The sequence below is a fragment of the Methanobrevibacter sp. genome, from assembly GCF_045636185.1.
Lineage (GTDB): Archaea > Methanobacteriota > Methanobacteria > Methanobacteriales > Methanobacteriaceae > Methanocatella.
The window spans coordinates 1-8,211 of the sequence record NZ_JAZTXC010000012.1; the positions used below are offsets into that span (position 1 = coordinate 1).

General features: G+C 30.4%; 7 protein-coding genes. 2 read left to right on the forward strand and 5 right to left on the reverse strand.

The features are described from left to right. Positions 1 to 227, reverse strand: a 227-nt coding sequence (locus tag ACKI3Q_RS00795) for a nitrogenase component 1 (RefSeq protein WP_407413345.1), incomplete at its 3' end; no start/stop codon positions are given. An 85-nt stretch (positions 228 to 312) separates the two neighbouring features. On the opposite strand from ACKI3Q_RS00795, the gene ACKI3Q_RS00800 reads away from it, so the two are divergent. Next, entirely contained in the window at positions 313 to 711 is a 399-nt protein-coding gene (locus ACKI3Q_RS00800; RefSeq protein WP_407413347.1) for a C-GCAxxG-C-C family protein, read from the forward strand. On the opposite strand, the gene ACKI3Q_RS00805 is transcribed toward ACKI3Q_RS00800, so the two are convergent. The 4 genes from ACKI3Q_RS00805 to ACKI3Q_RS00820 form a co-directional block, all read right to left on the reverse strand. Continuing rightward, a complete protein-coding gene (locus ACKI3Q_RS00805) occupies positions 700 to 1,719 on the reverse strand; it encodes an SLC13 family permease (protein WP_407413349.1) in 1,020 nt (339 codons plus the stop codon). The two genes, ACKI3Q_RS00800 and ACKI3Q_RS00805, sit on opposite strands and share 12 nt — an antisense overlap. 12 nt (positions 1,720 to 1,731) lie before the next feature. Continuing rightward, positions 1,732 to 2,046, reverse strand: coding sequence for a TIGR04076 family protein (locus ACKI3Q_RS00810; protein WP_407413351.1), 315 nt, complete (start codon positions 2,044 to 2,046; stop codon positions 1,732 to 1,734). Further along, positions 2,043 to 2,615: a DUF6434 domain-containing protein gene (locus ACKI3Q_RS00815; RefSeq protein WP_407413353.1), complete on the reverse strand. Its 573-nt coding sequence runs from the start codon at positions 2,613 to 2,615 to the stop codon at positions 2,043 to 2,045. The genes ACKI3Q_RS00810 and ACKI3Q_RS00815 overlap by 4 nt, the downstream gene beginning before the upstream one ends. Before the next feature lie 106 nt (positions 2,616 to 2,721). After that, entirely contained in the window at positions 2,722 to 4,992 is a 2,271-nt protein-coding gene (locus ACKI3Q_RS00820) for an FtsX-like permease family protein (protein ID WP_407413355.1), read from the reverse strand. Positions 4,993 to 5,299: 307 nt separating this feature from the next. On the opposite strand from ACKI3Q_RS00820, the gene ACKI3Q_RS00825 reads away from it, so the two are divergent. Then, positions 5,300 to 8,211 (forward strand): AMP-binding protein (locus ACKI3Q_RS00825; protein ID WP_407413356.1); only part of this gene is annotated, 2,912 nt, incomplete at its 3' end.

An 8,211-nucleotide genomic window follows, 5' to 3' on the forward strand; every position in this document is an offset into this window, starting at 1 on the left:
TGGAACATATCATAAGCTTCAATTAATGTATCAACTAATTTTTCACCTGCACCTAAAATAAAATCATTTTCAGACATGCCCGTAGTTACAACACGGACGCCATCACTTTCTAAAAGTCTGGCTGTCCTAAAACAGCAGCCAGTAGGCCCATGCATAACAATAACATCAACATTCATATCCCTTAATGTGTAAAGGGTAGCGGCAATTGGACTTGGTCTCGGATGCATATTTTTTTCACCTAAAATAAATTTTTTATATTAATTATATAAAAATTATAATATATAATCATATTATAAATAAAAGGTGAGTAATATGAAACTTGATAAAAAAATTATGGAAGAAAAAATAAGAGAGTATAGAACATTTAAAAGCTGTTCTGAGTCAACATTAATGGGTTTATGTGAAACTGCCGAATATCCTATTAGTCAAGCTGAAATGTGTAAATTGGCTTGCGGATTTGCAGGAGGAATGGGCGGAACCTTTGATGAAGGAACCTGCGGTGCTTTGACTGGAGCATTAATGGCTAACGGCCTTTTGCTTGATGATGAAGTACAAATCAAAGCTAATGCCAAAATACTGTTTAACACCTTTAAAGAGGAATACGGTAGCGTATGCTGCGGTACAATAACCAATAACGGAGAAGATAAATCACCATGTGTTGACTGTTGCGTATTCATTGCAAATAAATTGGCTGATTTATTAGATGAATGAAAAATAATATACGCCTAACAAAATAATTAATAAGATAACATTTAAAGCAGTGAAAACTGCCAAATATTTAATTTTAGATTCTCCATATTCACGAGCAAGGATCTTATAGGAAATAAGATTGGCCATAGATGCAATAAGAGTTCCAAATCCGCCAATATTAATTCCAATAGTAATTGCTTCCCAGTTAGTACTGAAACCACTAAGTAGCATTGCTGAGGGAACATTGGAAATAATCTGAGACAAAATAACACCGGAAAGAACTTCATTGCCAACAATCCATTTTTTAAACAACAAGTTGAAAAAGGAAATATTTTCCAAGTTCCCAATCAAAATGAAAAGGGCAATGAAAGTCAAAAGCAAATAATAATCTACACCAAGAAAAACTCTTTTAAAGAAATTCTTTCTATTGAATTCTATTTTTTTCATTTTTGGCAAAACAATATCATCATTTGGAATGAAAAATGACAATACTATTAAAAATACTGTCGATACAATAACATACGGTAAAAGCAAAATGAAAAATGACACAAAAGACATATTTGAAACAGTATACATCACAATATTATGGGGAGCACCAATTGGAAGAACCATACATCCAACATTTGCTGCAATAGTCTGCAGTGAAACTGTGAGTATAATTAAATCCGCCCTATCCAATTTTTTTAAAGCCAAAATTGCAAATGGCACGAAAATAATTAATGAAACATCATTTGTTATAAAAATAGAGCTGAAAAAACAAGTAAAAACTAAAAATAATACTAGACCACGAGTATTTTTAACTTTAATTAATAATTTACGAACCAATATTTCAAAAACAGACAAATTTTTTAAAATCTCAACAAATAACATTATTATAAAAAGCAATATTATAGTATACAAATTAATATAACTTAAATAATTAATACCTGGATTAACAAAAAAACAGGAAATAATCGCTAAAATTAGAGATATAGAAAATACCAATTCCTTTTTAATAAAATCAAATATTCTATCCCTTAAGTTAGCCATGATATCATAAGATTAATCTGCATCCTCATCCATCGTTTCCAAAAGAAAACTTACCGGCCTAAAGCCATCATTACATGATATCATTGCAGATTTTTTATTTTTCATCCATCCGCCATAAAAATCGCTGGCCCCATTAGATAAAGCCATCACAAATGGTGAAAGACTTTCCCAAGCACTATCACAGAAGTTATCGGGTTTTAACCAGCCATTAGCAATGAAAACTTGACCCTCTTCAACATCACATTCATGTTCCAGAGGATTTTCATACTTATCAATCAAATCATCATGCCTAACTTTTCTCATCACAGTAATTTTTACTTTTTTCATAGTATCTCCAAATCTCTTTTTTCATATTTATTGTGGCCTTTTAATGATTTTTTATAATTCCAGCATTTGATTGCATCATCAAGAGATTTATCCTTATTGTCCTCAAAGAAATCCCTGATATATTGATTATATTGAAACTGTTTGCCTATTTCAGTTTTTTCATTTGAATTGCGGATTTCATAATATGCCCCAATAGCGTCACGATAGGTTTTATCAGGATTTGCTTTCAGCCATTTTTGAAACTTTACCTTAAATTTAAATCCCTTGCCTATTTCTTTTTCAAAAAATTCCCGTTTATCTTCACTACATTTAAAATTTTCACCTAATTTAGAATCCAAAGTAATTTCTAAAGATGTTTGACTAGAATATTGTTTAATGGTATCCTCTTTTAACTCTTCGCCTGTTGATAAGTAGTGGATAATCCTTTTTTCCAAATCCTGCTTGCTTCCACTAACTTTTAAACCCTCCTTACGGCAAAAATCTTTTAATTCCTCTTTTAAAAAATAATAGTTTTTAAATTCATCAGGAGTTAAACTTTTATTTAAATAATGGTTGAATTTTACTCTCACAGGTAACTATTAGAATTTTTTATCAAATAAAATTTTCTAAAGGCAAAAGTGAACACAAAACAAATCTCCAAAATAATATCTCACTAAAAATGGATGGAAGTGATGTCTATTCACCAGCTTTTAGTGATTCAACCATGTTCAGATTCTTGATTCTCTTTGAAAACAACATATTTACAAATATTGACAACGAAAATGTAATTACGCCAGACAATAAGAGATTTGTAATAGTTAATGAAGGTATTACATAAAATGAAGTTTCGGAAGATGTCCACATTAAATCCAGGACATAAAGACCTAAAGGTATTCCCAATATAAATCCTATAGTTGTAAATATTAGGTTTTGTGTTAATAACAATCTTCTTAAGTCCCTAGTTTTAAAACCCAACACTTTAAGTGTTGCAATTTCCCTTTCAATTTCTGTAAATGACAACAACCCTAAATTATACAAAACAATGACTGCTAAAATACAAGCGAAAAATGATAATACATAAATGACTAGCCATACGGTTTCGGACAATTTGTCCCAATCATTTTCAATATTCTCGAGGGTAGTGGTTGTTTTAATGCCGTCATATGTTTTGTTCACGTGCTCCGAGGTTATGACACTGGTTGGAGTATAATTCAAGCCCAATCCTTCCAATTTATCTTGAGACATTATAAAACCTTGAGATACTGGATCCGCATGGATACCACCAATTTTTGTTTCAACCCATTTGTTTGATCCCATAATGTGCCATTTAACGGTATCTCCAATGCTTACATTTAACATTTCTGCCATTTTTTGCGAAATTGAAACTTCATCATTTCCGATTTCTATTTGATTCTTATTCTTGTCTGTTGGTGTTATTAAATCCGTGCCATTTAAAACTAGAAGCGAACCCAATTTTTTCTCATTGCCCGATTCGATTTCAATGCTTCCCTCCATTATTTTAACTCCATTAACATCACTGACCACTGCATCAATTTGTGATGATGATGCATTGTCATCGACAATAAATTTTGACTCATAATGATTAATTTGACCATATTCCCATCCTTTTACATCATTCATCCCATCATATAATCCAAATGCACCAATTAAAAGTGCGGTACAACCCATAACCCCAATAATAGTCATGAAGCTTCTCACTTTATTTCTTTTAGCATCCCTATAATTCCAACGGAAATTGAAAGATAATCTTTTCCAAATCTTTAATCTCTCAACGAATCCTGAAGTTGATACCTTAGGCGCTTTAGGCTTAATGGCATCTGAAGGTTTTTCATTTGAAATTATTGAAACTGCATAATATGAAACTGCAATTGAAAAGATACACATTAAAATTATTAAAATTATAAATGACATATCCCAACCAGGACCCCATGAAGGAAGTACAAATGAATCAGTCATTGACGGATAAAATAATGGAGGTATCATCTTTGGTCCTAAAAACCAACCTAAAAGAGAACCAAATAAAACTAGCCAGAACCCATAGGACAGATAATGCAGAATTATTGTAATGTTTTTAAATCCACTAGCTTTCAATATGCCTATTTGCGTTCTTTGATGCGCAATTACTCTAGTCATTGTCGTCAAAAGGATTAGGAGTGTAACAATGATGAATACGACTGGAAAAATATCAGCCATCATCTTGTGATTGGCAATAGTTTCTGAAAACTGATGAACACTTGGATGATCTGACTGTTGAATAAATGTACTATAATACCCATTTAAACGAAAATCTAACAATTTGGAAAATGTGTCTGGAGACCCCTCAAATTTAACGTTTAAAACATTGTATGAAATATTATCGTCCGGAAATGCTTTATAAGACATGTAAGCATATCCTGTTTCATTGTGATTAGGAATTATTGAATAAGATGAACCCTGATAAACATATTCTGGCGAATATCCTAATCCCTTAATTTCCTTATCAATTTTTTCTCCTTCACTTTCAAAGCTGATGTGGTCTCCGATTTTCAATCCTTTGGCATCGGCAAAATTTTTATCAAGCCATACACCGTTACCATCATTAATGTCTAATGGCTTGCCTTCCAGCAAATAGAATTTAGATATTGTATTGTTTTCAACAAAGTGCAGCGTAATCTCGGGGCTATTTTCAAAGTCGGCTATCGAGTCAACAACCAATTGCCTTTCCATTTGTGTAGTTGGACCTAAAACATCAACTTGATATAAAAACAAATCATTCAGAACAGGAGAATAAATCCAACCATCAGCCAAGTTGGTTTCTTCATAATAATCGTTTATATAGGCCTCATTACCCATGTATTCACTACTTACACCTGTAAAAACAAAAACCCCTAAAAATGCCATTAAAAAAATAGATATGAATTGAGTCTTGTGTTTGAGTATGTCCCTCATCATCTTTTTTCCAAGCATTTACTCACCATTATAAATCATTGCCCATTTTTAATTCTAATCCGGTTATCCTCAACTTTTGTTGGGATTTCATTGAGTTACAATATAAGCAGTTGTATTTTGATTTATACACATTTTTATATTATATGTTATCATATATTAATTAACTATTAAAATACATTATTCTTTTCAATGATTTCTCATTTTCAAAAATTTTTTTAAAATCTGATTAAATCATAACCCCTATAAACATTTATTAAAAAGTGATAAATTTTATATTATTTACATTACATAAATAACTAATAAACAAAAAAAATAGGGGATGTTTTTGAACTATTGTGCAATTAAATTTAAATTTGATTTTATTGATGATAACCTATTAAATGATTTTTTTGATAAGGTAAAATATCTATTAAATTTTCAATTCAATGATGATTCCAATGTAGTTTTCATTGAAACTGATGTAGGTTACCAAATTGAGGATATTTCTAATTTAAATCCTGAGGACATTGAAATAATTATAAATTCTTTTTTTAATTTTAAATTTGAAAATGCATCCAATGTTTTTTTATATAAATTTCTTGTTTTAAAGAATAATGGCAAATCTACACTTTTAGCAATAATTCATCCATCCATATTCAGTTACACATCAATAAATGATTTTTATGGATTATTTAATAATGCAAACAGTGCCCCTGTCAAAAATGATTTAAGTCTTTATTATGAAGATGTAAAAAATTACAGAGATTCAACTAATTATGACAATGATTTAAATTATTGGAAAAATATTAAATTAAATGCAAGCGATTATGTAAAATTCCATAATTTAAAAACCAATGATTGTAAACACTGGAAAATTGAAATCGATAAAGAATCTGTTTTAAATTTCATTAAAAATCAAGATTGTTCCATATTTAATTTTTATGCAAGTGCTTTTTCACTTTATATCTCCCGTATAAATAGACAAAAAGGCTGTTTGCTAAAAACCAATATTTCATCAAAAGGAACTGATTTGAAAACAATTTTAAAAATGGATTTAAACAATGAATGCTCATTTGCTGATTATTTGCATCAATTTAATTCAATTTATGATGAGGCAGTTAGTCATACTAAAATAAGCATAGAGAATTATATGGATGAAGATTTGTCTTATTATTCCATTTATGATTTTTCCAACTTAAATGAAAACATATCCATTTATAACGGTGAAGATTCCGCTCTGACATTGAATATTTATGACGATTATTTAGAGATTGTTTATAATGCAGATTTATTCTCAGATATTTACATTCAGCACATGGCAGACAATATCAAATCCATGATAAATAATGTTGTTGAGTTTCCAAATCATCTTTTAAAGGATGTGAACATTCTTTCGGATAATGAAGAAAAGCTACTTTCGGATTTCTGTAGGGGAGAAGATGCTGATGTTGATGAAGATTTAATAGTCTCCAGATATTTTCGCCGCCATGCACTTAAAAATCCTGATGCTATTGCTGTTGATGATGGTGTTAATCAGGTCAGTTACGGAGAACTGGAAAAATCCAGTAATTCCATTGCAAATGACTTATTTAAAAATTACAATATTACTTTGAACAGTCACGTTGCTTTGGTTTTGCCTCGTACGTATCATTTTCCAGAATTAGTTTTGGCTTTAAATAAACTTGGTGCAACATTTATTCCAATAGATCTCATATATCCTGTTAAACGTATTGAGCATATGTTGGAGATTTCTGAAGCAGAGTGTATTGTTACAACTAAGGACATTGCAGGTAAATTTGATTTTGATGTAAATATAATCTGCATTGAAGATTTAAATAGTGATGATGATGTTGATGTTGATATAGTGGCTACTGGTGAGAATTTATTTTCTATTATGTTTACATCAGGTACTACAGGCCTTCCTAAAGGAGTAAAAGTTTCCAATCATCAGCTACCGGGATTATTTGAGTCATTTAAAAATATTTTTTCTTTTTCATATGGTGACCTTATCGGTTGTTATTTAAGTTTTAGTTTTATTGCTTCTTATGTAATTTATCTTGCATTCGTATTTGGTGGAGGATGCAGAATATTTAATGAAAATGAGCAGAGAGACATTTTATCGTTGATTAAAATTCTTAAAGAAACTCCTATAAACAGTTTATTTTTACCTCCAACCCTTGCTGTTCCAGTTTTAGAAAGCGGCGATATTAAATTGGATTATCTTGTTTTAGCTGGAGGAAAATTAAAAGAATTAGGCGAAAAGGAAAGAAATACTCAATTAATAAATTTTTATGGTACAACTGAAATTGTATTTGGAGTAACCAAAGTTTATGATTTTAAAGACATTAAAGATAATAATCTGCCTATTGGTAGGCCAGTTACAAATACAAATGTTTATATTTTAGATGAACATTGCAACCAAATGCCTATTGGTGTTCCTGGTGAAATTTGTGTTTCAAGTGATTATATAAGTCCAGGATATTATAACAATCCGGAATTAACAAAGGAAGTTTTTGTAGATAATCCTTATTCTGACGGTGAAAATAATAAGATAATGTATCGTACAGGAGATATTGGTTTTTATAATTTTGATGGTGATATTGAAATCATTGGTCGCGAAGATGACCAATTGTCCGTTAGAGGGTATCGTATAGAATCTAAAGAAATTTTAAACATTGTTAATAGTATTTCTGAAGTTGAAAATGTTTATTTGGATGCAGAAAATGACACACTCGCATTATATTATACAACCAATGCTGAAATAGATATTAACATTATTAAAGAGAAGCTAATGGATGATTTACCTAGTTATATGGTTCCATCCCTTTTCATGGAATTGGAGGAGATTCCTTTAAACATGAATGGTAAAATCGACAAGGCAAGATTAAAGAAGATGTTTAAAGTAAACTCTGAAATAGATATTGAAGATGAAGTGGTTGCCGGTGTTGTCGATGCATTCAAAGATGTTTTAGATACTGATTTGATTTTAGTTAATGATAATTTTGTTGAATTGGGCGGAAACTCATTATCTGCGATGAATTTGCAGATTTTATTAAGAGAAAAATTTGGTGTAAACATTTCCTCACAGGAAATAATTGAACTTTCAACACCGAATAATATTGCTGACCATATTAAATCTAATTTAAAAGACACAACAGATATTGTTGAAATTAAATATACATTTGATGATGGATGTCCATTGTCTGAATCTCAATTAAATGTTTATTTGGATGAAATGACAAGTCGGAGGCCAAGCGG